The organism is Pseudomonas sp. F8002 (genome assembly GCF_013385495.1).
In the GTDB taxonomy this organism is placed as follows: Bacteria; Pseudomonadota; Gammaproteobacteria; order Pseudomonadales; family Pseudomonadaceae; genus Aquipseudomonas.
This window is the reverse complement of sequence record NZ_JACAPW010000004.1, coordinates 110003-131861: the sequence shown is the minus strand read 5'-3', so window position 1 is coordinate 131861 and position 21859 is coordinate 110003. Positions and strand designations below refer to the sequence as shown.

The 21859-nt window shown below is 61.7% G+C and carries 23 protein-coding genes; 11 read left to right on the top strand and 12 right to left on the bottom strand.

Features of this window, described 5'->3' with window-relative positions:
* The first annotated feature begins 13 nt into the window (after nt 1-13).
* A complete protein-coding gene (locus HX811_RS06845) occupies nt 14-901 on the top strand; it encodes a nitrilase family protein (RefSeq protein ID WP_032899456.1) in 888 nt (295 codons plus the stop codon).
* Nucleotides 902-915: 14 nt separating this feature from the next.
* Nucleotides 916-2079 carry a hypothetical protein gene (locus tag HX811_RS06840; protein ID WP_177045310.1) on the top strand — a complete coding sequence of 388 codons (1164 nt, stop codon included), beginning with the start codon at nt 916-918 and terminating at the stop codon, nt 2077-2079.
* Between the two features lie 39 nt (nt 2080-2118).
* On the opposite strand, the gene HX811_RS06835 is transcribed toward HX811_RS06840, so the two are convergent.
* The 8 genes from HX811_RS06835 to HX811_RS06800 all read right to left on the bottom strand — a co-directional run bounded on the left by HX811_RS06835 (nt 2119) and on the right by HX811_RS06800 (nt 9052).
* Nucleotides 2119-2739 (bottom strand): hypothetical protein, encoded by a 621-nt coding sequence (locus HX811_RS06835; RefSeq protein WP_023658938.1) that lies wholly within the window; start codon nt 2737-2739, stop codon nt 2119-2121.
* Between the two features lie 232 nt (nt 2740-2971).
* Nucleotides 2972-3427: a RidA family protein gene (locus HX811_RS06830; protein WP_102604868.1), complete on the bottom strand. Its 456-nt coding sequence runs from the start codon at nt 3425-3427 to the stop codon at nt 2972-2974.
* Entirely contained in the window at nt 3424-4308 is an 885-nt protein-coding gene (locus HX811_RS06825; RefSeq protein WP_177045308.1) for a PhzF family phenazine biosynthesis protein, read from the bottom strand. Before HX811_RS06825 ends, HX811_RS06830 begins: the two co-directional genes overlap by 4 nt.
* Nucleotides 4305-5345, bottom strand: coding sequence for an ABC transporter substrate-binding protein (locus tag HX811_RS06820; RefSeq protein ID WP_177045306.1), 1041 nt, complete (start codon nt 5343-5345; stop codon nt 4305-4307). Before HX811_RS06820 ends, HX811_RS06825 begins: the two co-directional genes overlap by 4 nt.
* A gap of 25 nt (nt 5346-5370) precedes the next feature.
* Nucleotides 5371-6135: an ABC transporter permease gene (locus HX811_RS06815; RefSeq protein ID WP_177045304.1), complete on the bottom strand. Its 765-nt coding sequence runs from the start codon at nt 6133-6135 to the stop codon at nt 5371-5373.
* A complete protein-coding gene (locus tag HX811_RS06810; RefSeq protein ID WP_177045302.1) occupies nt 6132-6950 on the bottom strand; it encodes an ABC transporter ATP-binding protein in 819 nt (272 codons plus the stop codon). Before HX811_RS06810 ends, HX811_RS06815 begins: the two co-directional genes overlap by 4 nt.
* Nucleotides 6951-7083: 133 nt before the next feature.
* The gene (locus HX811_RS06805; RefSeq protein WP_003211578.1) at nt 7084-7887 is read right to left on the bottom strand and encodes an AraC family transcriptional regulator; all 804 of its coding nucleotides are present in this window, start codon (nt 7885-7887) and stop codon (nt 7084-7086) included.
* A 196-nt stretch (nt 7888-8083) separates the two neighbouring features.
* Entirely contained in the window at nt 8084-9052 is a 969-nt protein-coding gene (locus HX811_RS06800; protein WP_177009748.1) for a hypothetical protein, read from the bottom strand.
* Nucleotides 9053-9227: 175 nt separating this feature from the next.
* On the opposite strand from HX811_RS06800, the gene HX811_RS06795 reads away from it, so the two are divergent.
* From HX811_RS06795 to HX811_RS06785, 3 genes are all read left to right on the top strand, one after another.
* Entirely contained in the window at nt 9228-10724 is a 1497-nt protein-coding gene (locus tag HX811_RS06795; protein ID WP_177045300.1) for a PAS domain S-box protein, read from the top strand.
* 132 nt (nt 10725-10856) lie between these two features.
* Entirely contained in the window at nt 10857-11108 is a 252-nt protein-coding gene (locus tag HX811_RS06790) for a CsbD family protein (RefSeq protein ID WP_003211583.1), read from the top strand.
* Nucleotides 11109-11119: 11 nt separating this feature from the next.
* Entirely contained in the window at nt 11120-11389 is a 270-nt protein-coding gene (locus tag HX811_RS06785) for a DUF1652 domain-containing protein (protein WP_003211585.1), read from the top strand.
* A 90-nt stretch (nt 11390-11479) separates the two neighbouring features.
* Here HX811_RS06785 and HX811_RS06780 read toward each other — a convergent pair whose 3' ends face one another.
* Together HX811_RS06780 and HX811_RS06775 are read right to left on the bottom strand one after the other, a co-directional pair.
* The gene (locus tag HX811_RS06780) at nt 11480-12673 is read right to left on the bottom strand and encodes an MFS transporter (RefSeq protein WP_177045298.1); all 1194 of its coding nucleotides are present in this window, start codon (nt 12671-12673) and stop codon (nt 11480-11482) included.
* 153 nt (nt 12674-12826) lie between these two features.
* On the bottom strand, nt 12827-13135 hold the full coding sequence (locus tag HX811_RS06775; RefSeq protein ID WP_003211589.1) for an RcnB family protein: 309 nt from the start codon (nt 13133-13135) through the stop codon (nt 12827-12829).
* Nucleotides 13136-13295: 160 nt separating this feature from the next.
* On the opposite strand from HX811_RS06775, the gene HX811_RS06770 reads away from it, so the two are divergent.
* A complete protein-coding gene (locus tag HX811_RS06770) occupies nt 13296-13646 on the top strand; it encodes a LemA family protein (RefSeq protein ID WP_087694086.1) in 351 nt (116 codons plus the stop codon).
* 11 nt (nt 13647-13657) lie between these two features.
* Here the strand turns inward: HX811_RS06770 and HX811_RS06765 are convergent, their stop codons facing one another.
* Nucleotides 13658-14035: a DUF4440 domain-containing protein gene (locus HX811_RS06765; RefSeq protein ID WP_023658940.1), complete on the bottom strand. Its 378-nt coding sequence runs from the start codon at nt 14033-14035 to the stop codon at nt 13658-13660.
* A 72-nt stretch (nt 14036-14107) separates the two neighbouring features.
* Here HX811_RS06765 and HX811_RS06760 point away from each other — a divergent pair, with 72 nt between their 5' ends.
* The 4 genes from HX811_RS06760 to HX811_RS06745 all read left to right on the top strand — a co-directional run bounded on the left by HX811_RS06760 (nt 14108) and on the right by HX811_RS06745 (nt 19181).
* On the top strand, nt 14108-14665 hold the full coding sequence (locus HX811_RS06760) for a helix-turn-helix domain-containing protein (protein WP_177045296.1): 558 nt from the start codon (nt 14108-14110) through the stop codon (nt 14663-14665).
* 11 nt (nt 14666-14676) lie between these two features.
* Nucleotides 14677-16023 carry a glutamine synthetase family protein gene (locus HX811_RS06755; RefSeq protein WP_177045295.1) on the top strand — a complete coding sequence of 449 codons (1347 nt, stop codon included), beginning with the start codon at nt 14677-14679 and terminating at the stop codon, nt 16021-16023.
* Between the two features lie 50 nt (nt 16024-16073).
* Complete coding sequence (locus HX811_RS06750) at nt 16074-17171, top strand: DNA alkylation repair protein (protein WP_102604863.1); 1098 nt, start codon at nt 16074-16076, stop codon at nt 17169-17171.
* 150 nt (nt 17172-17321) lie between these two features.
* Nucleotides 17322-19181, top strand: a complete 1860-nt coding sequence (locus HX811_RS06745; protein WP_177045292.1) for a DUF3857 domain-containing transglutaminase family protein — start codon at nt 17322-17324, stop codon at nt 19179-19181.
* Here the strand turns inward: HX811_RS06745 and HX811_RS06740 are convergent.
* Nucleotides 19178-20068 carry a LysR family transcriptional regulator gene (locus HX811_RS06740; RefSeq protein ID WP_003211603.1) on the bottom strand — a complete coding sequence of 297 codons (891 nt, stop codon included), beginning with the start codon at nt 20066-20068 and terminating at the stop codon, nt 19178-19180. The genes HX811_RS06745 and HX811_RS06740 overlap by 4 nt on opposite strands.
* 129 nt (nt 20069-20197) lie before the next feature.
* Between HX811_RS06740 and HX811_RS06735 the strand changes: the two genes are divergently transcribed.
* Nucleotides 20198-21841 carry a GMC family oxidoreductase gene (locus HX811_RS06735; RefSeq protein ID WP_177045290.1) on the top strand — a complete coding sequence of 548 codons (1644 nt, stop codon included), beginning with the start codon at nt 20198-20200 and terminating at the stop codon, nt 21839-21841.
* Nucleotides 21842-21859 lie beyond the last annotated feature (18 nt).

Genomic DNA, 21859 nt, shown 5'->3' with positions numbered 1-21859 from the left:
GAGGTCACCCGCAATGAGCGATCCAACAAGTCCTGTTCGCATAGCTGTCGTACAGTTTGATCCCCAGGTCGGAATGGAAAACCGGGAGCGCAACCTGCGTCATAGCCTTGAGCTGGCGACGGAAGCAGTGAGCGGCGGTGCCAATCTGATCGTGCTGCCAGAGCTCTCTAACTGTGGCTATTTCTTCTCCAGCCGTCAGGACGCGTTTGATCATGCCGAGGCCATTCCGGGTGGGCCAAGTGTGCAGGCCTGGACAGATTTTGCCTGTAAACATCAGGTGTACCTGGTGGCAGGCCTCAGCGAAATTTCCGCTATGCAGCTGTTCAATACGGCTGTATTGCTGGGGCCGGATGGCTTTATTGGCAAGTACCGCAAGGCCCATCTGTGGAACCTGGAGAAGCTCTGGTTCACTCCCGGCGATACAGGATTCCCCGTTTTCGAAACACCCATAGGCCGTATTGGCCTGTTGATCTGCTGGGACATTTGGTTTCCCGAGGTGCCACGCATCCTCAGCCAGCAAGGCGCCGATATTATTTGTAGCCTCAACAACTGGGTGTGGACCCCGCCGCCGTTGTTCGACGACGCGGGGAAGTGCATGGCGTCGTATCTCACGATGACCGCCGCCCACGTCAATAACGTGTTTATCGCTGCCGCCAGTCGTATCGGCGAGGAGCGCGATGCGCGTTACCTGGGATGTTCGCTGATTGCCGGTACCAATGGATGGCCCATCGGTACCGTGGCGTCGGCGAATCGGCAGGAGATCCTGTTCGCCGATGTCGATCTCACCAGTGCCCGCAGCGCGCCTATCTGGAACAGTCTTAACGACTTGCAGCGGGACCGGCGTGCTGATCTTTACGACCAGATGCTCGGGTACACCCAGCACCCTGCCCTGCCACGCTGATCGGAGGGTGCATCATGGAAAGCCTCTTTGAAAAGCCGCGTGCAGGGCGCTCCCGGGCCGATAACACCGTCATAGTTCTGGGTCTTGCCAGTGCTTTGCTGATCCTATGGATAGCCCTTATTTACCCTTGGCCGGGATATGCCGATATGGTGACCAGCCTTCCACATCCCAGTGCGTGGCTGCGCTGGGTGTTGGGGGATATCAGCGAGGTCGCGTTCTACAAACACGAACTGGCGTCACTGGGCCTGCTGGGCGGTGCGTATCTGGCGTGGTGGGCCAGCCGCACGGGCAAGTCCTGGCAGGGCTTTGCTATCTCGTACGGCACAGGGCTGTGGCCGTGGCTGATAACCAGCTCCTTACTCGGCTTGCTGCTAAGCAACGCGTTATGGGGCTGGACGGTGACCGCTGACACTTGGCAACCGACGTTTGCAGCGTTTGTTTCACTGCCGGCGGCAATGGTGCTGATGTTCGGAGGTGGCTGGAAAGTGACGCTCAACGGCGCCGTACTGGGAGGTTTACTGGTCACGCCGATGTGTTTGTTGATCGTTAATTACGTCTGCATACCGCTGGGCTTGCCGGTGGTGATCGGAAATGTGCTTGGGATGGCGGTTGGCAGTGTGATTGCCTTTGTATTGTGCCGTCACGTGCCGGTCCTGGTACGAAGCGATTACACAGCGCCGCAAGGACCCGCCCCGCTGAAGCCACCGACTTATGGTGTGGTGTGGAGCGTGCGGAGGGTATTGGCTGACTTTTCCGAAGCGCCGTTCTTCGGCAATGAGCTGGCCAGCCTTGGCTTGCTGGCGGGTGTGTTACTGGCTTACGCGCTGAACCCGATGAGCCCGGCCTATGGATCCGGCCTGATACTGCACCTGATCGGCGCGCAAGCGCTGACATCAGCGCTTGGCGTGGTGATCTGGCGACATCAGTGGATAAAACGAGGCTGGTATCCCACGTATGTCCCGCTGGTATCGGTAGTCCCGGCAGCCGTATTGACCCATGGCGGCAGCTGGATGGTGATGGGGTCCAGTGCGTTGCTCGGCGCGCTGATGGCGCCGCCACTGGCCTGCGCGATTGCAGGACGGTTACCACCGCACTTTCATCCTTATATCGGCAACGTAATCTCAATGGCGCTGAGCACGTTGGCGGTAGTGCCATTGGTGGGATGGTTAGCCGTTTAGCTCCGCTCTCCTACGCCGGGCAAAGGACTGCCCGAGCACTTAAAGCCAATGCCAGAACCGGCTCCAGAACCCACGCCCCAGATCATTCTTGCAGCCCGCATATTGCGCCGCATACATCTGCGAACGCGCCTGCACCTTCCCCGCCACCGGCATCAGCCAGGCTTTGCTCGCGTAGGTACGCTGCCGGTAACCGCCCCAACCTTCGTGGTAATTCAGGTACTGGCCGTAGGCATCGTATTTGTATACGCCGTTGATGGTGTAGGTCTTGTCCATGTACCAGCCGACAAAGTCGATGGCGTCGTCAAAGTCCTGCCGGCTGGCGCCGTAGCGTCCGGTGCTTTTCTGGTAGTCGCTCCACACTTCGTCCTTGGCCTGGGCGTAGCCGGAGGCCGTAGACACACGACCCCAGGGGATGATCCACAGCAGGTACTTGCGTGGGGTCTTGGCGTCCTGCCGGAAGCCCGATTCCTGATACATGATCGCGAACGGCACCTGGATCGGCACGCCCCAGCGCGCCTGGGTCACCTTGGCGGCGTCGTACCAATCGTCTTTTTCGCGGAAGATGCCGCAGATGTCGTTGGGGGTGCGGGGTGGCGAGGTGCCGCATCCCGCCAATAAGGCGGTGAGCAGCAACAGCCCTGCGGTTTTTCCTGCGTTCAAAAGCTCACCGTCTCGTCGTGAGAATAAAAGGCGGGCAGTTTACTCGTTCGCCGGGGTTCCTGCAGAGGTGAAAGCAACACGAATCCTGTGGCGAGGGAGCTTGCTCCCGCTGGAGCGCGAAGCGCTCCCGGACCGGTTGACGCGGTATGCCCGAGGCACTGCGATCATCGGTTTTGGGGCGGCTGCGCAGCCCAGCGGGAGCAAGCTCCCCCACCACATTTTGGTGGGTGGTTCAGGCAGTGACGACCGCCGTCAGTTCCAGTTCCAGCAGGCCGTTGCTGGGTAATCCCGCCACGCCCACCGCCGAACGCGCATGCCGGCCGTGCTCGCCAAACAGCTCAATCAACAGTTGCGACGCGCCGTCGACAACCTTGGAGAAACCCTGGAAACCTTCCCCACCAAACACAAACCCGCGAACGAACAGGATGCGCTCGACGTTCTCCAGCCCTACCGCCTGGTCCAGCACGCTCAAGGCCCGCAGCACACAGGTCTGCCCTGCTTCGTTGACCAACTCCGTAGAGGTCTGGTCCGTCACCGGCCCGGTAATCACGCTGTCACCCTGCCGACAAACCTGCCCGCTGACATACGCCACGCCTCCATGAATCGTCACCGGCACGTAGTCCCCCTTGGGGCTCGGCGCTTCGGGTAACTCCAGCCCGAGGGCTTGCAGTTTTTCGCGCACGCTCATGCCGGTTCCTCGACAAATTCCACATGCCCACCCAGCCAGCAACCTTGCACCTGCCCCGCTGCATCCCGGCGAAACCGCAGGGAGATTTGCGAAGGTCGGCCCATGGCCCGGCCCTGGCGGATGCGCACCGGGCGATCATCTGCCGTCACCAGGCCATTCTCCAACAAGCCAAACGCCAACGCGGCAGCCGCGATGCCGGTGGCGGCGTCTTCCGGGTATCCCGAGGACTTGGGAAACTGCCGCGCATCAAACTGTCGCCCGTCCAGATCCGATGGCGCATAGGGGTACAAACCGGTGGAGCCGATGCGCTCGCACAGTTGCTGCATCCGCCGGTAATCCGGTTTCAGGCTATCCAGTACCGCCACGCTTTTCAGCGCGATCAGGGTTTTCACCCGGCTGGTGCAAGCGTTCTGGATCGGCAGCGGTGCCAGTTCGTTGGGAGTGATGCCGAGCACCGACAGAATCTCGGCCTCGACTTCGGCATCGTTCAACGCCTCGACCTGGCCCTTGGGCTGGCTGATTTCCACCTGGATATCCGGGGTGCCCGCAGCGGTGATCCGCGCATCCACCGGACCGCTCAGGGTCGATAACGTCAGGCGGTCCTTGTGCAGCATGCCCAACCGATCCAGCAGCCACACCGCTCCCACGGTGGCGTGGCCGCACATTTCCATCTCGTGGTTGGGCACCCAGAAGCGCAAGGCAAAATCGAACTCGCTGCCAACCGGTGCGGCGAACACGAAGCCGCACTCATGGCCATAGTCGCGGGCGACCTGCTGCATGTCGGCATCGCTCATGCCATCGGCGACGGCCACGGTTGGCGCGGGGTTGCCGCCACGGGCGGTGGCGGGAAAAACATTGACCAGGTGAACCTCGGGCGTCATTTCGCCTCTCCCTGAAGGGTGGAAACAGTCGGCGCCACGGCGTCGACGATGGAGTTGGTGTAGACCTGCTGCGGGTCGAGTTCGACCGGGTCGCTCTCCACAGCGTTCATGAAGCGGATGTTTTTCTCAACGCCGTCTTTCTCGATGCGCGGCGTGGCCGGGTAGGACGGCAGCGAAGCGGTCCAGGCAGCATTAAAGATGGCGGCGTCGGTGTGGGCGAAATACGGGCGCACCGACTCGCGAGCCTTGTCCGGGTCGCTGGCAATCAGGTGTTCGGCACGCCACAGGGCGCGGACCATTTTTTCGGCCGTGACCTTGTTGCTGGCCAGCCAGTCTTCACGGGCAATCATCGCAGTGAAGAGGAAGCCGTCCAGGGGTTTGTATTCGCCCTTGGCCAGGTCCATCAACACAAAGCCGCCTTGCTTCTCGGCGGTGGTGATGGTGGGTGGCGACAGCGAGAAGCCGTTGATGCTGCCTTGGGAAAACGCCGCGAGCATGTTTGGCGCGCCGCCGATGAGCATGATGGTGAAGTCTTTGTCCGGGTTGAGCCCCGCATCCTTGGCCAGGTAGCGCACCAGCATGTCGGTGGTGCTGCCAGGGCCGGTGACGCCGATCTTCAAGCCCTTGAGAGCCTGGGCACGGGCGGCCAGGGATGAGGTGGCCGACACGCCGGCCTTTTGCGCCGAGGCACCGTCGATCACCACGGTGCTGCCGAACTGGGTCTGCACGGCGGCGAACGCCTGGACATTCTGGCCTTTGGTGCGGGCGCGCACCGCGACGGCGGGCAGGCCTACGTACGCATCCGCATCACGCCCCAGCACGGCGGTGAGTGCTGCCGAGCCGCCTTTCTGGAATACGATGACGTCCACATTCAGGCCTTCATCGGCGAAGTAGCCTTGCTTCTGCGCGACGTAGATCGGCACATAGAGGAAGCCTTCGCTGGGGAACGCCAGGGTGACTTTGGTCAGGTCCCGGGCCTGCGCGGCGGGCAGGCATGAGGCGAGTAAAACGCTGGCGATGAACAGTGGTTTGAACATGATCAAGCTCCGCAAAAATAAGGGGTTAAACCGCAACTTCACGTTCCGCTTCGTTGGCCTTCCACGGCATCAACTTGCGTTCGGCCAGCTTCACCGCCGTGTTCAGGATCAGCGCGAGGACGATGATGCCCACCAGTGCGGCAAATACACCGGCGGTATCGAACTGCGAAGCTGCATCCGAGAGCAGGTAGCCCAGGCCCCGGTTGGCGGCGATGATCTCGCCCACCAGCGCGCCGATCAGCGCATAGGGCACCGACAGGCGCAGGCCGGTGAATACCCAGGTGAAAGCGGACGGGATGACCACCATGGTCAGCAGGTCGCGCTCCTTGGCGCCCATCAGGCGCAGGATGGTCAGTTGCTCGCGGGACACGTTGCGCACGCCGCTGTAGGTGTTGAGGAACACCAGGAAGAACACCACGGCCGCGGTCAGGATGACTTTCATCGGCAAGCCGATGCCGAACCAGAGGATGAACAGTGGCGCCAGCGCGACTTTCGGCAAGCTGTAGAAGGCGGTCAGGAACGGGTCGAGAATATCCGCCAGTAGCTTGGCGCGGCCCAGCACCAAACCGGCGATCAAGCCTGCGAGGGAGCCGAAGAAGAAGCCCAGCACGGCTTCCAGGGTGGTGATGCCGGCGTGGTAGAAGAACACCCCGTTCATGAGGATTTTCCACAGGCTTTGCGCCACCGCCGAAGGCCGGCTGATGAAAAATTCCGCGCCGAACCAGCGGGACACACACTCCCAGAACACCAGCAGGAAAATCAGGAACAGCAAGCGATAGACCTGGATCATACGACCTCCAGCGAGTGAGCCAATGAGGCGGGATCGGCAGCACCGGCGACGTCGGGCGCCAGGCGTTTCCAGAGGGCGGCGCAGAGTTCCACGTAGCGTGGGTCGGAGCGCAATTGCACCAGGTTGCGTTCACCGCCCAAGGGAATATCGAGCACATGGTCGATGGTGCCCGGGCGACCGGCGAACACCACGCAGCGGTCCGCCAGCGCGATGGCTTCATCGACATCGTGGGTGACGAACAGCACGGTCTTGTTGAGCTTGCGGCACAGGCGCAAGAGTTCGGTCTGCAGGGTCAGGCGCATCTGCGCATCAAGGGCGCCGAAGGGTTCGTCCATCAGCAGGGTTTCCGGGTCGCTGGCCATCAAGCGCGCCATGGCCGCGCGTTTGCGCATGCCGCCGGAAAGCTGGTTGGGGTAGCTTTCGCCAAAACCGGTGAGGCCCACCAGCGCCATCAGCTCCTCGACGCGACTGTCGATCCGGGCCTTGGGCATGCGGCGGATTTGCAGCGGCACGGCGATGTTGCCGGCCACGGTGCGCCACGGCAGCAAGTGGTCGGCCTGGGTCATGTAGCCGACACGGGTGTTGACGCCCTTGACCTCGGCGCCGTCGTAATGCACCTGGCCCTCCGTGGGGCCGAAGAGCCCGGCGGTCATGTTGAGCAAGGTGGACTTGCCGCACCCCGAAGGGCCGACCAGGGTGATGATTTCGCCCCGCTGAACTTCAAGCGATACGTTGCGTACGGCCACAAACTGGCGGCCCTCGACTTTGAAGCTTTTTTGCACCCCTGCGAAGCTGATAAAGGGTTTTACACTCACCGCCCCTCCTCGTCCGGTAGGCCGGACTTGTTTGTTGTTGACGGGGTGAGGATGAACGGATGACGGATTTGCGGCGCACGGGATCGGGCCGGATCATGCGCGGGATCGGGACATCAAAAAAGTTGAGGCGGTATCAGCCGCGGCGCCACTCATCCGGCGACACGCCCAGCACCCGGCGAAACACATGGGCCAGGTGTGACGGTGACTCATAGCCGACGTTATTGGCGATCTCCAGCACCGACATGCGGGTGTGCCGCAACAACGTCTGCGCGCGCTCCAGGCGCAGGCGCTGGACGTACGCCAGCACCGTCTCGCCGGTGTGCAGCGCGAACAGCCGGGTCAGATGGCGGCGCGACATGTGAAACGTCTCGGCGATTTCATCCAGCCCCGGCGCATGTTCGAGGTTGCCTTCCACGTACGCCTTGACGTCACGCACCAGCATGGCGCCGTGGCGCTCGGTAGATGAGCGTTGCAGGCTCGGCTGGCTGAGGGAAATCGCCAGGCATTCGAGCAGCAGCAAGTGATCGGCCTGGGCCACCTGGCGGCGGCGGTCGATGTACAGGTCGGGTTGGCTGAAGGCTTTTTTTGCCAGGAGCAGATGGTGCAACGGCGCGGAGGTTTGCCAGATGCCCAGGGTGGGCACGCGCAGCAAGCGGTTGGCATCACCGGACAGGTCACGCAAGGCGTAGTGCATGTAGTCGGGGTCGACGTAGAACGCCACGTGGCCCTGGCTGGCGGTGAGTGACGAGGAGGAATGGCTGGATTGCGGCGGCACCAGTACGAACTGGCGGTCGATCACCGAGGTGGTGCGCCCGCTTTCTTCATCCTTGAAACGCAACAGGCCGTGCTCGGGCACCATCAGCATGAATTCGTCGTGGGCATGGGCCCCGGTTTCATAGGCGCCGTTGGAGTTGAAGACGCTGTAGATGTCGCGCATCGCCAGGCACTGCCAGTGGATGTTGGAGTGCTGACACTAGCATGTTTGGTGCCAGCGAAGCATCGTGGCGAGGGAGCTTGCTCCCGCTGGACCGGGCTGGCGCTCCAGTGCGTAGCGCTCCCCTCTTTTTTGGGGCCGCTTCGCAGCGCCCAGCGGGAGCAAGCTCCCTCGCCACATAAATCACCTCAGGTCATGATCAGGCCAACGGTACACGACGGGTGGAAATCGCCAGGCGACCCACGCCGAAGCTCAACGCTGCGCCCAGCAGCAACATCAACAAGGTGCTCCACGCAGCACGGGACAGTTGCTTGGCCGCGACTTCACCGGCTTCACGGGCTTTCTGTTCAGCCTGTTGCTTCAGTTCGTCAACCTTCTGCACGGCCTGCTGGTAGGCCTGGGCGTAGTTGTCGACAATCTGGGTGGCCTCAGCCTGGCTCTTGCCGGTACGGGCCGCAACAATATTGACCAGTGCCTGCTTGTCCGCCGCGTTCAACGCCGGCTCACCGGAAGCCTTGACCCGCTCGAACCACTGCTTCAATTCATCACCAGCCTGGGCTGGGTTGGTCGCGGCATCGTTGGCCGACTGCTTGCCGTCCGCCGCCGCCTGATCGGCTTTTTGCTCAACGTTGGCCGGGTCCAGTTCAGGTTTGCCGCTCTGCTTGAGCAGTGTGTCGAGCTGACCTTGCAGGCTGTTCCAGTCCAGCTTGATGCCCTGCTCATTCAGTTGCTGCTTGACGCTGTCGCTGATACCCGGCGCCACGGCGGCGATCCCGCTGCCGGCAGCCGACAGGCCCTTGCCGACGACATTGCCCGCCGCTCCCACAACGCTGGTGGCCAGCGCGGCCAGCAGCCAGGTGGTGAGCAAGGTGGTGATGGTCCAGCTCAGCACGCCGTGCAGGCCGCCGCGATCCGGCGCAGTACGCCCGGCCACGAATGCACCGGCACCGATTGCCAGCAGCGTCGAGACAAACAGCCAGATCCCGGCACCGGTGCCGAAACCGCTCAGCGGGTTACCCGCGGCCATCGGGTCTACCGCGCTGGCGCCAATCGCGGTGCCAAGTACGCTCAATACCAGATAGGTCACCAGGGCAATTGCACTACCGGCCAATACCGAGCCCCAGGACACACGAAACAGCGAACGGTTGGTTTCATAGACAGTGGTCATGTTAAATCCTTTGAACAGTGGGTAGGTGGCCAGTTTGGCGAGGGACCTGCCCTGCGGTCTCGGCACAATTGCACTAGGCGCACTGGTGCATTCGCACCCCGCGCCGGGCACTTTCTCTGCACTATCCTGAGCCTCAGGTGTCGTACTTCCCATGCGACTCACCCCAGGAGAAACCATGAGCCAGGCCGTCCTCGCCAAAGAAACCAACCGCCGCCAACTGCAGCAGATCATCTCGGGCTTGTCCGACGGCGTGATCCTCGCCGAGGCCGACCAGACCATCCTCTGGGCTAACGAAGCCGCGCTGCAGATGCATGGCGTGGATAAAGTCGAAGACCTGGGTGCCAACACCAAGGAATACGCCGCGCGCTTTGCCTTGCGGTATCGCAACAACCACCCGTTGGTGCTGGAGAATTATCCTCTGAGCCGGGTGGCAGACGGTGAAGAGTTCAGCGATGTGGTGGTGGAAGTCACCCCCACCGGCGACGAGGAAAAAGTCTGGGTGCATCGCCTGCGCAGCCTGGTGCTCGACGACGCGTCGGGCGAGCCGGAATTGCTGGTGTTGATCCTGAGCGACGCCACCGAATGGGCCAGCGCCGAACAGCGCTTCGAAAAGACCTTCAATGCCAACCCGGCGCCGGCGGTGATTTGCCGCCTGAGCGACCTGCGCTATATCAAGGTCAACCAGGGCTTTCTGGAGATGACCGGCTACAACCGCGACCAGGTGATCGGCCGCTCGGTGTATGAGCTAGACGTGTTGGAGCAGGCCGAAAACAAGGACCTGGCCGTCAAGCGCCTGGGCGAAGGTGCGACCATTCCACAGATGCAAGCCGAACTGAAACTGCCCGAAGGCGGCAGCAAACTGGTGATCGTGGCCGGCCAGCCGCTGGACATGAATGAGGAAGACTGCATGCTGTTTTCCTTCACCGACCTGGAGCCTCGTCGCAAGGCCGAAACCGCCCTGCGTCAGAGCGAGGAACGCTTCGCCAAGTCGTTCCGCCTGACGCCGGTGCCAACCCTGGTGTGCAACGCCGCCAACCGCCAGGTGGTGGATATCAACGAAGCCTTCATGACCATCACCGGCTATACCAGTGAAGAACTGATCGGCAAATCCATCGAAGATATCGACTTTATCGACAGCCCCCAGGCCTGCACGCAACTGTTCACCACCCTGGAAAAAGCCGGCAACCTCGACGGCCTCGACCTGAAGATTCGCAAGAAAGGCAATGAGCTGATCGACTGTGTGCTGTCTGCCGACACCGTCAGTATCCAGGATGTGCCCTGCTACCTGCTGGTGCTGATGAACATCACCGAACGCAAGCGCTCCGAGCTGGAACTGGTGGCCGCGATCGAGGAAGTGATGCAGGACGCCTCATGGTTCAGCCAGACGCTGATTGAAAAACTGGCCAACGCCAAGAGCGTCAACAGCCCCAATGTACCGAACATTTCCTTTACCGACCTGACCGCCCGGGAGCGCGACGTACTGGGGTTGATTTGCGAAGGCCTGGCCGACAAGGAAATCGCTTCGCGCCTGAAACTGGCACCCAACACCGTGCGTAACCATGTGGCCACGGTGTACTCCAAACTGGGGGTGCATAGCCGTAGTGCAGCCATCGTGTGGGCCCGTGAGCGCGGGCTGTTTGCCGGTGAGTTGCGGGTTAAAAAGCCGAAATAGAGTGCAAATGCACTAGTGCGACCGGTGCAAATTCGCCTTATTGCGCGGGGGTGCACTGCTTAACCTTGAAGGGTGGGCACAGGGCTTCGGGTCCTGTGCCGTTGAGATGTCATGCCCTTTAAGGAATCCATCATGAAAAGCGAACAAGTCAAAGGCGCCGTGGAAAAAGTGGCCGGCAAGGCTCAAGGTTTTCTGGGTGATCTGACCGGTGACGAACGTCTCCAGGCCGAGGGTGTCGCTCGCCAGGCCGCTGGCCAGTTGCAGCAAACCTACGGTGACGCGCTGGACACCGTCGGCGATTTCGCCAAGCAAAAACCCCTGGCAACGGTTGCGATCGTCGCCGGTGTCGGCCTGCTGCTGGGCCTGTTGCTGCGTCGTCGCTGAGGAGAACCCTGATGTTTACGCTCTCCCAACTGCGCAACTGCATCGAAGAGGCCCTGTCGCCCCTGACCTGCGAATTCACCCTGTGCCGTGACGCGTCGTTGACGCTCAAGGTCTTCGACGCCGAAAGCGGCCGGGTGGATTTGGTGGTCACCGGGATCAGCGTCAACAAGCTGCAGACCCCGCAGGAAGTGGAAAAGATGGTCGACGAGTTGCGGTACGAATTGCAGAGCAACACCGTCGGTAAACTCAGGCTGGATGACCTGCCGCTGCGCCCTTTGTAGGAGCGGGCTTGCTCGCGAAAAACGCCCGGGCACCGCGTTCATTCAGGCGTGGCGCGTTATCGTTAACGACCTTCGCGAGCAAGCGTGCTCCTACAGTAGGTCGCGGGCTTTCAACGACGCCCCGATAAAATAGAACACCCCTCCCCCGACAATGAACGCTGCCAACAGGTAGAACATGTAGTGGGCCGGCAGGTTGGCCAGCACCAGCCCGCACAGCACCGGCCCCAGGGCAGCACCGAGGTTGGAGAGGTTTTGCGCCCCGTAGTACATGCCCCGCAGGTTGTCCGGGGCGATGCGGTCGATGAACATGTACTCGGCCGGAAACACCACGATTTCGCCCACGGTGAAAATCGCCATCGCCAGGATCCACCACCACACGTTGCTCGCCAGGGCAAAGCCAATCACCCCCAGCATGAACATGCCCAGACCGAAGATCAGCCACTGGCTCAGGTAGCGGTGGGAAATGCGCCGGCCAATCGCGTATTGCAGGGCAATCACCAACACCGCGTTGGTGGTGAGTACCGCGCTGATGATGGTGTAGGTGTATTCGGCGGTAGTGGTGGTCACCAGGTACTGCGACAGGTACGCGGTGAACTGGCCGAACACCACGGCACTGAGCAGGCCGCCGACGGTGAAGCACACCAGTCGGTGATCCCGCAGCAATACACGCCCCACCGCGAGGAACGACACCGGCTTTTGCGTGGTGTCTACCGTGGCCAGCGTGCGGTCGCCCCAACGCCAGTACAGCAGGAAAAAACCGAAGCCCAGGACCGCCGACAGGATAAACGGCAAGCTGATATCGAGCTTGGCCACCATCGCGCCAAAAAACGGCCCTACGGCATAGCCGATATTGGTCAGGGTGTACTTGATGGAAAACGCTTCGCTGCGCTCATCTTCCGGCAACAGGCTGGCAAACCCGGACTTGATCGCGATGTCGATCACCGCGTACGCCAGGTTGATCAGGATCAGGCAGCTGTAGAATGACCAGATTTCCCGGGCCAACACCGTGCCGATAAACCCCAGGGCAAACACCACACTCAAGCTGAGCAATAGCCTGTAGCTGTTGATGCGGTCTACCAGGAAACCGCCGTAGACACTCAGCAGCGAGCCGACGATCAACGAGCTGCCGATCACCAGGCCGACCTGGCTGATGTCGAGGGCAAAGTGGTTGGTGAGGTAGATCACCAGGTACGGGAAGGTGATGGCCTTGGCCAGGGTGAGGATCAGCGTGGCCGACAACAACAGGTTCACGGTACGCGGGTAATTTCTTATTGTGGCAAGCATCCTGCTCTCATTCCAGTCAAGGTAAAGGGACCATTGCGGCCCGCAGCGGACGTACCTTAACGCAAAACAAGAAGAAAAAAATGCTGGCTTATGCATTTATGCAAAAATCAAATGCAGCGGGATGAAGCGTGATCACCCATCCCGCTGAACGCTTTATTTTTTAACGGGCGTGATGTCGAGAATCGTGCCGTTGGTGGTTTTGAGCAATACGTACTTGTCGTTCACTCGGGCCCACTGGCTGTCTTCTTCCGGCTGCTTCAGGCCACGTTTCTTCCAGTCGGCAATGGCCGACTCCTTACGCATCAGAATGTCTGGCGCGCGGTCTCCCGTCTTGAGGTCGCGGGTATTGATATTCGAAGGCTGCACGGTTTTTTGCGGGGTATCCGCGGCCTGGACGGTGAGACTCGCGGCGGACAGGCTCGCGGCAACCAGCAGGCAGGCAACAAGGGATTTGGACTTCATGGGCACTTCCTTCAATGAATGACGCGTAAAGATTCCGACCGCAGCGGCGTGGAATCATTCAGCGCCGTGATGGAAGCGGCAGATGGATGGGCGGCCAGCGACCGGGCCGGCGATTAATCAGATAAGATTGGTTCTTTTTTCCAGCCGCTCAGGAATTCCAATGACTGGTACCCACGTCATCATCATTTTCGTGACCGTTGTCACCTTGCTCGCGCTCTACGTGTTCGGCACCTACAGGGAACTGGTGGCCCTGCTCGATCGCTGCAAAAAAGCCTTCGGCCAATTCAAGGAGGCCGAACAACAATTGGCGGCGGCGCAAAATGCCTCGTCACCCACCGCAGAAATCGCCAGCCTGGAAAGCCGTGTCGCGTTCACCCGCCAGCTCTTCCACGACTCGGTCAACAACTACAACACCTACAAGCACAAGTCGCCGACCTCGGTGGTGGCCGAGCTGCTCGGGCATCGTGATGATGTCAGCCTGTCGGGGTTCGAGGCCAAGCGTACGGCCTGACCTGCCGGCGCTTACACAGGTGCACGCTGACGTGTTGGCGTGCCCTGATGAAACACCATCTGCCACTGCCCGCCGCTTTCGCGCCACACCGAACTGCGCAACGACTCCCCCGCCGCATTTGCATCCGTCGCCGCGCGCTGGCAGCGATACGTCACCAACGCCACGCCTTCGGCCAGCACCTTCATTGCAAAGTCACTGATGCTACGGACTGAAAACACCTCATCCTGCAGCCCTTCGATCACCTCGGCCTTGCTGCCCCACACATTGCCACTGGCACCAAATTCGACGAAATCATCCGCCAGCAGCACCGACAACCGCGCCGCATCTGCACGGGTGGTGCATTGGTGCAGCTCCTGTTCCAGGCGGCGTAAATGCTCTGCCAACTCCATACCCATTGCCCTCGTGAAATTAATCCTGTAATTTTTCATGAAATTTCCTGATAAGAATTTCACGAAGCGCCCATGGACAAGCAAGAAGAACTCGACGCCCTGGCGATCCTGATCCACGACCTGCGCAAGCACAAGAAGCTCACCCTGGCGCAACTGGCGCAAAAGATCGAGCGTTCCGTGGGTTTCCTGTCCCAGGTTGAACGCGGCCTGTCGCGCCCGACCGTGGCCGACCTCACGGCCATCAGCCACGCGCTCGGTGTGCCCACCACCTATTTCTACAGCCTGTCCAAACCCAAGGCGGTGGACTGGGTCACCCGCCCCAACGAACGGCGCACGGTGTATTACGCCAATGGCATCACCGACATCCTGGTGTCGCCGAGCATGCACGGCGCGTTCTCGATCCTCGACAGCCTGCTGGCCCCCGGTGCCAACAGCGGCGAACAAACCATGAGCGACCGTGCCGAACAGGCCGGTTACGTGCTGGAGGGCGAGCTGACGCTGTGGGTCGAGGGCGAGCCGGAATCGGTCACCCTGGGCCCCGGCGACAGCTTCCACCTGGCCAGTTTTGCCCACTGCCGCTACGGCAACCTGACCGACCTGCCAGCCCGCGTGCTGTGGGTCTACAACTAGGAGCAACACCCGTGAAAAGCCATGCTTCCACGCTTTTGGCCGAAGTCCGGACCTTTCGCCAGAACCATCCCGATGTGCGCTACGTCGACCTGATTGCCCTGGACATTCCCGGGCATTTCTACGGCAAGCGCTACCCGGTGGAGATGCTGGAAAAGGTCGCCGCCGGCAGCCCGTTGAAACTGCCGCAGAACGCGGTGCTGCTGGGTGCCCAGGGCGGCCTGTTCAAGATCGGCGACTATTGCTTCCACGACGGCGACCCGGACGCCAACCGCCGCCTGGTGCCCGGCACCCTCAAGCCGGTGAGCTGGGAGGCGCAGCCGCTGGGGCAGATGTTGATTACCTCCGACGGCACCGAAGCGCCCATCGAATTCGAACCCCGGGAAGTACTGGCCAAGGTGCTGGAACGCCTGCAGAGCAAAGGCATTCACCCGGTGGTCGCGTTCGAGCTGGAGTTCTACCTGTTCGACAAAAAACTCAGCGACGGCCTGCCGCAATTTGCCCGCGACCTGCTGAGTGATGACGCGGACGACCAGCCCAACTTGCACATCGAGCGCCTGTCACGCTTTGCGCCGGTGTTGGACGATATGGTCGAGACGGCCAAGGCCCAGGGCATCGACATCACGGTGATCACCGCCGAACTCGGCCCCGGCCAGTTCGAAATCAATTTCGGCCACCTGGAAGACGGCCTGCGCGCCGCCGACTGGGCCGCCCTGTTCTGCCGCAGCACCCGTGGCGTGGCCCTCAAGCACGGCTATCGCGCCAGCTTCATGGCCAAGCCTTACCTGCAACACCCCGGCAGCGGCATGCATGTGCACGTCAGCCTGTACGATGCGGCGGGCAATAACCTGCTGGCGGCCCACCAGCAGCAACCGTTGCGCCACGGGGTGGCCGGTTGCCTGGAACTGCTGCCTCACTGCATGCCAATCTTCTCGCCCAACCACAACGCCTTCCGCCGCCTTGGTGGCACGGTCAACGCGGCAACCCGCGCGTGCTGGGGCTTTGAAGACCGTGACGCGTGCGTGCGAATCCCTGAATCCGACCCGCGCAACCTGCGCATCGAACATCGCCTGGCGAGTGCCGATGCCAACCCGTATCTGGTATTGGCGGCGATTCTGGTGGGGCTTGAGCATGGTCTTGAAGCAGCGAAGGAGCCCATCGCCCCGCTGAACGAAGACCGCAACAGCGGCGCGGACTTCCCCCTGGAAATGCTGGAGGCGGTGCGCGCCATGCAGCATCAGCCGGCGTTGCGCGAAGGCCTGGGCGCCGAGTTTGTCGACGTGTACTGCGAAAACAAACGCCAGGATCACCTGGCATTCCAGCAGGAGATTCATGCGCGGGAATATCGCTGGTATCTCTAGGCACTGATGGTTAGCCTCGTGGGCATCTCTGGCTAACCGCGGACTTGCCCATGACCGACCAAAGCGCCCCGGCCCTGAAGGAAATCTTCAACGCCGAACGCCTGCAACACATCGCCAGCGAAATGACCGCGGTGTACCCGGCGTTCGACGCCAAGGGTTTTCTCAAACACGCCAAGGCCGGGTTGGCAGACCTGTCGGTGATGCAGCGCATGGCGCGGGTCAGTGAAAGCCTCAACGCTGTGATCCCGCTGGATTATCCGCAAACCCTGAAGTTGCTGTATGCCCTTGCCCCTCGGCTGAACAGCGCCTTTGTCAGCCTGTTCCTGCCCCACTACGTTGCCAGCTACGGCGGCGATGATTTCAAGCGCTCCATGGCTGCCCTCAAGTACTTCACCACCTTCGGCTCCGCCGAGTTTGCCGTGCGGCATTTCCTGCTGAGGGATTTCAAGCGCACCCTGGCCGTAATGCAGCAATGGTCGCTGGATGACAACGAACACGTGCGACGCCTCGCCAGCGAAGGTTCACGGCCACGGCTGCCATGGTCGTTTCGCCTGGCCGAGGTGCAGGCCGATCCGAACCTGTGCGCTTCGATCCTCGACAATCTCAAGGCCGACAGCAGCCTCTACGTGCGCAAGTCGGTGGCCAACCACCTCAACGACATCACCAAGGACCATCCGGATTGGGTGCTGGGCCTGATCGAAGGCTGGTCCCTGGATAACCCCCACACCGCGTGGATCGCCCGCCACGCGCTGCGCAGCCTGATCAAGCAAGGCAACACCCGGGCGCTGACGATCATGGGCGCCGGGGCCAGGGCCGAAGTGAAGATCCATCAACTCAAGGTCGAGCCGGCGGCGATCAAGTTGGGGGAGCGGATCAACCTGTCCTTCAGCCTGGAGTCCACTGCCGATTCGTCGCAAAAGCTGGTGGTCGACTACGCCATCGACTATGTGAAAAGCGCCGGTCACAGCGCGTCCAAGGTGTTCAAGCTCAAGGCATTTACCCTGGGTGCCGGAGAACATCACGCCATCAGCCGTGGCCAACATATCCGTGAATTGACCACGCGCAAGCACTATCCCGGCAAGCATGCGGTTCACGTGCTGGTGAACGGTGAGCGGCTGGGAAGCGTCGAGTTTGAACTCGAAAAATAATCCTTAAAACATTAACGAAGGCTCTAGATCGGGCCTTACAGCGAAATTAATTGTCGGACAATGCTAGGCATTCGTGTTGCGATCCATTATCATCCGGCGCCTTCTCGGTACCCCTAGGGTACTTGTGTCAATGTTCCACCTGAGGCGCCCATGCTCCGTTTTTCGTTTTACCGTCCCCTGATCTGCATCAGCTGGGGGCTTGCCAGTCACAGCGCGCTTGCCGCCCTGCAACCAATGGCCGAAGCCCCACTGGCCAGCGACACCGAGCTGCATTGCCACTTCAACCGCGACGCCAGCGTCGACTGCACTACCCGCTTTCACTACACCATCCTCAAGCCAAGCGGCCGCGAAATGCTCTCGCGGATCGACTTCAGCTACCAGGAAGAAGACGGCTTCGAACTGATCAAGGCCGAGTCCACCCAGCCCGGCGGCAAACCTGTGCCCCTGGACCCGACGCAAATCGACACCCGCACCGCCCCCAACCCGGACCAGGGTTTCTCCCGGGAAAAACAGACCTCGCTGGCGTTTCCCAACCTGCGGGTCGGCACGCAAATCCGCTACACGGTGCGCGAACATCACCCGGCCAAACCGCTGATGACCGAGTTCTACTACGCCTTGCAGTTCGGCCCCAACGCCGCACGGCGCGACCACTTCAAGGCACGCTTCACCGCCGAGCGGCCGATCGAGTGGCGCAGCGAATTGATGGAGGGTTTCAACATTACGCCATCGGCCAATCGCAAGACCCTGGACGTGGTGCAAAAGGCCCCGACCTACCTCAGCTACATCAATGAATCCGCCAACGCCTACATACGCCACGCCCCGCGTATCGAAGTCGGCAGCTCCCTGGATCGCCAGCAGTACTTCGGCGGCTTTGCCGAACGCTACAACCAGATCCTCGGCGCCAAGCTGCCGCCCCAGGGCGCCGCCGCCGTGGCCGCCGTTCGCGGCTTGCCACCGGCACAACAGGTGGCCGGCCTGATGCAGCACATCAACGACCACTACCGTTACCTGGGCGACTGGCGCGCCTCGGATCGCGGCTATGTACCCTTCAGCCTGGCGGAGATCGAACAGCACGGCTACGGCGACTGCAAAGACCTTTCGACGCTGCTGGCGGCCATGCTCAAGGCCAGCGGAATCAAGGCCGAGCCCGCCTGGGTCAGCCGTGGCGATGTGGTTAACCCGCTGCTGATTCCCGGCACCGGCGCACCGAACCACGCCATCGTCCGCGCCGAAGTCGATGGCCAGGTGTGGTGGCTGGACCCGACCAACCCGATCTTCGCCCCCGGCCAGACCCTGCCCGACATCCAGGACCGCTGGGTGCTGGTGACCAACGCCGAGGGCCAGGTACGTGAAGAACACATCCCGCTGCAACCCGCCGCCCCCACGTTGATCCTCGACAAACAGGAGCGCTTCGACGCCCAGGGCACCGCCCGGGTCTCGGCCACCGTTGATTTTCGCGGCATGCCGCTGATGCAACTGAGCGTCGCCGACCGCCAGCAAGGCGCCACCGCCAGCGACCAGAACATCTGCGACAACTTCGGCAAACAGATCACCGACTGCCAGGTCGAGCGCCCCGCCACCGCCTTCTTGATCCCGGCCAGCTACAAGGTCAGCGCCACCCTGACGGACATGCGGCCCCTGGAACCGCTGGGCAACGACCACATCTACAACGATGCCTTGCTGCAAGAGAAATGGGACGGTCTGCTCAACTACCGCCGCAATGGGCAACTGGCCGACTTGTACATAGGCAACCCCGAGACGCTGGATTACACCATCACACTGTCGGGTGGGCAGATCGACAAGGACATCAAGGCTTGCCAGGTACGCTCGCCGTGGTACGACCTGGACCTGACGGGTGAGCGCGTCAAGGGCGACTGGCGTTATCACTACGTCCTGACGCAGAAAATACGCTGGCTGACCCACGATGAAATTGTCAGCGCGCCGTTTGAAAAAATGATCAAGGAGATCCGTGCCTGTGGTGAGCAGGTGCATCAGGTGGTGAAGCTCTAACCCTCCCCCAGCAAAACCCCTTGCTCCCGCGCGCAGAGTTCCACCAGGTAATCCCACAACACCCGCAACCTGACCGACTTGTGCAGCTCGCGCCGGGAGCTGATCCAGTAGCTGCGCTGGATGCTCTCCGCCGGCAGCAGCGGCACCAGGTCCGGGTCGCTCGCCGCCATGAAGCACGGCAATACGGCAATTCCCAACCCCGAGCGCGCCGCCTGGTGCTGGGCGATCACGCTGGTGCTGTGGAACACCACTTTGGGGTTGCGGCAGAAGCTGCTGAGGAATTTCAATTCCTGGCTGAACAGCAAATCATCGACGTAATCGATCCAGGCGTGCACCGCCAGGTCCTCGCGTTTTTCAATAGGCGGTGTGCGGTCCAGGTAGCTGCGGCTGGCGTAGAGCGCCAGGCGGTAGTCGGTGAGTTTGCGGGTCACCAGTTGGTCGACGCTGGGGCGTTCGAGGTGGATGCTGATTTCCGCTTCGCGGTTGAGGATGCTGACAAACCGTGGCACTGCCAGCAGTTCCACTTCCAGGCCCGGGTAGCGTTCGAACAGGCCGCCCATGCGACTGGCCAGGAACATCACGCCCAAACCCTCGGCCACCCCCAGGCGGATCTTGCCCAGGGGCGCGGCGGAATGGGTCAGTTCTTCTTCAGCCAGCAGCGCCACGTTTTCCATGGCTTCGGCATGTTTGAGCAGGGCTTCGCCGGAGGGCGTGAGTTCGTAACCCTGGGCGTGCTGCACGAACAGCGCAGTGCCCAGGCTTTTCTCGATGGCCTCGATGTGCCGGGCCACGGTGGCGTGGGTGGTTTTCAGGCGTTGCGCCGCCGTGAGCAAGCGTCCGCTACGCTGTAACTCAAGAAAGAACCGCAGATCATTCCAGTCGAACATGCCTTCCCCTTCTTCCCCTGAACAGCAGCGTTGTCTAAAAACGCACAGCAGCTGGGTAAAAACTAACATTTTTAAGACGAAAACTAACAACTAGGATGGGACCAATAAGAAAAACAAGCGAGGTCACAGATGCATTCTGCAGCTGCTGAATACGATTACGTGGTGGTAGGCGCCGGCCCGGCGGGCTGCCTGCTGGCCAATCGACTGTCTGCCAACCCTGCCCATCGCGTGTTGCTGCTTGAAGCAGGCGGTCGCGATAACTACCCCTGGATCCATATTCCCGTCGGCTACCTGTTCTGCATCGGCAACCCGCGCACCGACTGGTGTTTCAAGACCGAAGCCCAGGAAGGCCTGCAAGGCCGTGCGCTGAGCTACCCGCGCGGCAAGGTGCTGGGCGGGTGCTCGTCCATCAACGGCATGATCTACATGCGCGGCCAGGCCCGGGATTACGACGGCTGGGCCGAGGACAATCCCGGCTGGGCGTGGAAGGATGTGCTGCCGCTGTTCAAGCAGAGCGAAAACCATTTTGCCGGTGCCTCGCAATTTCACAGTGACGGCGGTGAATGGCGGGTTGAGCAACAGCGCCTGCACTGGCCGATCCTCGATGCGTTTCGTGACGCGGCGCAGCAAAGCGGTATCGACAGCATCAGCGACTTCAACCAGGGCGACAACGAAGGCTGTGGCTATTTCCAGGTCAATCAGAAATCCGGCGTGCGCTGGAATGCGGCCAAGGCGTTTCTCAAACCGATCCGCCAGCGGCCCAACCTGACGGTGATGACCGAGGTTGAAGTCGACCGCGTACTCCTGGAGAACGGCCGTGCGGCGGCGGTGGTTGCTCGCCGGCAAGGCCAGCCAGTCACGTGGCGGGCGCGCAAGGAAATCATCCTGTGCGCCGGCTCCGTCGGTTCGCCGGGCATCCTGCAACGCTCCGGTATCGGCCCCTCCAGCGTGCTCAAGCCTTTGGGCATCGATGTGCTGCACGAGTTACCCGGCGTGGGCGGCAACCTGCAGGATCACCTGCAACTGCGCCTGATCTACAAGCTGGAAAACGCCCGCACCCTGAACCAGATCGCCGGCACCGTGTGGGGCAAGATGGGCATGGGCCTGCGCTACCTGTACGACCGCAGCGGCCCGTTGTCCATGGCCCCCAGCCAGCTTGGCGCGTTTGCCCGCTCCGGGCCGGAGCAGACGTCGGCCAACCTCGAATACCACGTGCAACCGCTGTCCCTGGAGCGCTTTGGCGAACCGCTGCACGGGTTCCCGGCCTTCACCGCTTCGGTGTGCGACTTGCGCCCGCAAAGCCGTGGCCGCATCGACATTCGCTCGACCAACCCGGCAGACGCACCGCTGATCCGCCCCAACTACCTCAGCCATCCGGAAGACCTGCGGGTGGCCGCCGACGCCATTCGCCTGACCCGACGCATCGTCTCGGCGCCGGCCCTGAAGCAATTCAACCCGGTGGAGTACCTGCCCGGCGAAGCACTGCAGACGGACGAACAACTGCAGGAAGCCGCCGCCCGCATTGGCACCACGATTTTCCATCCAGTGGGCACCTGCCGCATGGGCAGCGACAAGGACGCGGTGGTCGACGCCCAACTGCGAGTGCACGGGGTTCCCGGCCTGCGCATCGCCGATGCGTCGGTCATGCCACGCATCACTTCAGGCAACACCTGCTCACCGACGCTGATGATCGCGGAAAAAGCCGCGCAGCTTATCCTTTCGCCGAACACAAGGAGCCTCGCCCCGGAGAAAGAACTGATCACCGCAATCTGAACAGCGGCGCCGATTCGG

Bases quoted from the DNA above. Each gene is read 5' to 3' on its own strand.
- HX811_RS06845 (WP_032899456.1), top strand. From the start codon at position 14: ATGAGCGATCCAACAAGTCCTGTTCGCATAGCTGTCGTACAGTTTGAT.
- HX811_RS06840 (WP_177045310.1), top strand. From the start codon at position 916: ATGGAAAGCCTCTTTGAAAAGCCGCGTGCAGGGCGCTCCCGGGCCGAT.
- HX811_RS06830 (WP_102604868.1), bottom strand. From the start codon at position 3,427: ATGAGCGTGCGCGAAAAACTGCAAGCCCTCGGGCTGGAGTTACCCGAA.
- HX811_RS06825 (WP_177045308.1), bottom strand. From the start codon at position 4,308: ATGACGCCCGAGGTTCACCTGGTCAATGTTTTTCCCGCCACCGCCCGT.
- HX811_RS06820 (WP_177045306.1), bottom strand. From the start codon at position 5,345: ATGTTCAAACCACTGTTCATCGCCAGCGTTTTACTCGCCTCATGCCTG.
- HX811_RS06815 (WP_177045304.1), bottom strand. From the start codon at position 6,135: ATGATCCAGGTCTATCGCTTGCTGTTCCTGATTTTCCTGCTGGTGTTC.
- HX811_RS06805 (WP_003211578.1), bottom strand. From the start codon at position 7,887: ATGCGCGACATCTACAGCGTCTTCAACTCCAACGGCGCCTATGAAACC.
- HX811_RS06800 (WP_177009748.1), bottom strand. From the start codon at position 9,052: ATGACCACTGTCTATGAAACCAACCGTTCGCTGTTTCGTGTGTCCTGG.
- HX811_RS06795 (WP_177045300.1), top strand. From the start codon at position 9,228: ATGAGCCAGGCCGTCCTCGCCAAAGAAACCAACCGCCGCCAACTGCAG.
- HX811_RS06790 (WP_003211583.1), top strand. From the start codon at position 10,857: ATGAAAAGCGAACAAGTCAAAGGCGCCGTGGAAAAAGTGGCCGGCAAG.
- HX811_RS06785 (WP_003211585.1), top strand. From the start codon at position 11,120: ATGTTTACGCTCTCCCAACTGCGCAACTGCATCGAAGAGGCCCTGTCG.
- HX811_RS06780 (WP_177045298.1), bottom strand. From the start codon at position 12,673: ATGCTTGCCACAATAAGAAATTACCCGCGTACCGTGAACCTGTTGTTG.
- HX811_RS06775 (WP_003211589.1), bottom strand. From the start codon at position 13,135: ATGAAGTCCAAATCCCTTGTTGCCTGCCTGCTGGTTGCCGCGAGCCTG.
- HX811_RS06770 (WP_087694086.1), top strand. From the start codon at position 13,296: ATGACTGGTACCCACGTCATCATCATTTTCGTGACCGTTGTCACCTTG.
- HX811_RS06765 (WP_023658940.1), bottom strand. From the start codon at position 14,035: ATGGAGTTGGCAGAGCATTTACGCCGCCTGGAACAGGAGCTGCACCAA.
- HX811_RS06760 (WP_177045296.1), top strand. From the start codon at position 14,108: ATGGACAAGCAAGAAGAACTCGACGCCCTGGCGATCCTGATCCACGAC.
- HX811_RS06750 (WP_102604863.1), top strand. From the start codon at position 16,074: ATGACCGACCAAAGCGCCCCGGCCCTGAAGGAAATCTTCAACGCCGAA.
- HX811_RS06745 (WP_177045292.1), top strand. From the start codon at position 17,322: ATGCTCCGTTTTTCGTTTTACCGTCCCCTGATCTGCATCAGCTGGGGG.
- HX811_RS06740 (WP_003211603.1), bottom strand. From the start codon at position 20,068: ATGTTCGACTGGAATGATCTGCGGTTCTTTCTTGAGTTACAGCGTAGC.
- HX811_RS06735 (WP_177045290.1), top strand. From the start codon at position 20,198: ATGCATTCTGCAGCTGCTGAATACGATTACGTGGTGGTAGGCGCCGGC.